The following is a 1,112-nucleotide window of genomic DNA, read 5'->3' on the forward strand; positions in this document are numbered from 1 at the left end:
GAAGAGTTATAGTAACGGCGGTCCCCAGTTACTTCTCGGCCTAGAAAAGAGGGACGTTCGTAGGTTTCTTCAGGGAAGGAAAGTTCGACTTCAGCTACAACAAGACCGGCGTTGTCGCCGAAAAACTCATCCACCTCAAAGACATGCCGACCTGAAGGAACGAGCCAGCGCATCTTGTCGATGATCCCCGGTTCGCAGAGGCGCAAAAGGGACAGGGCCTCCTCGCGGGTGATTTCCTTTTCGAACTCGTAACGCGAAAGACCGCCGTCGGCTGACGGTCCCTTGATGGTGAGATAACCGCAGTCGTCCTGAAGACGGACGCGTACCGTGCGCCCCTGCCCACTGCAAATATATCCTTGCACGATGTGTCTGCTTGAAGTGGCAAACGTTTTGTAGTTGCCCGTCACCAGGAATTTACGTTCTATTTCGAGCGCCATTTATCCAGCGAGCAGATAATAGCCGATGAGGAAGAGAACCATCAGCAGAATGAGACCGATGAAAATGCCGTTGATGACACGGCGTGCCTGGCGTTTCTCGCGGGCGGCACGGGCTTTGAGTTTGGCTTGGTGTTTCTTGTTCATGATAACTGGATTTAGATTTTAGAATTTTACAAGTAGCAGCATGGCCAGCTTATTTCAAGGAAACAATCATTGATACGCCAACAAACCAAAACGAGCGGCAGGCGTCTGTAGGTGGATTTTATTTCCTCTTGACTGCCTGTCTGCCCGTCTGTACGTTGATTATTTGTTTTCTTCCTGTTCGGAGAATTCCATGAGATAGGCTTTGATGAAACCGTCTATCTTACCGTCCATCACCCCACCCACGTCACTCGTCTGAAAGCCTGTGCGGTGGTCTTTTACCCGCCGGTCGTCAAAGACATAGCTACGTATCTGGCTGCCCCATTCTATTTTCTTTTTACCGGCCTCTATTTTTGCCTGCGCGGCCTTGCGTTTCTGCAATTCACGGTCGTAAAGCTGCGAGCGGAGTAGTCGCATGGCGTTTTCGCGGTTTTCAAGCTGTTTGCGGCTTTCGGTATTTTCAATGAGTATTTCTTCCTCCTCTCCGGTCTCAGGATCTTTATACTGGTATCGCAGACGCACCCCCGTTTCCAC

The 1,112-nt window shown here is 50.7% G+C and carries 3 protein-coding genes; all 3 read right to left on the reverse strand.

Annotated features, from left to right (window positions below; all coding sequences use genetic code 11):
• The coding region (locus tag C5S62_RS02010) for a CYTH domain-containing protein (RefSeq protein WP_104403845.1) at window positions 1-437 on the reverse strand (437 nt) is incomplete at its 3' end.
• Entirely contained in the window at window positions 438-581 is a 144-nt protein-coding gene (locus tag C5S62_RS13455; protein ID WP_172486204.1) for a hypothetical protein, read from the reverse strand.
• Window positions 582-740: 159 nt separating this feature from the next.
• On the reverse strand, window positions 741-1,112 hold a 372-nt coding region (locus C5S62_RS02015; protein ID WP_275541721.1), incomplete at its 5' end, for a peptide chain release factor-like protein.

The sequence above is a fragment of the Prevotella sp. MGM2 genome, from assembly GCF_002933955.1.
GTDB lineage: Bacteria > Bacteroidota > Bacteroidia > Bacteroidales > Bacteroidaceae > Alloprevotella.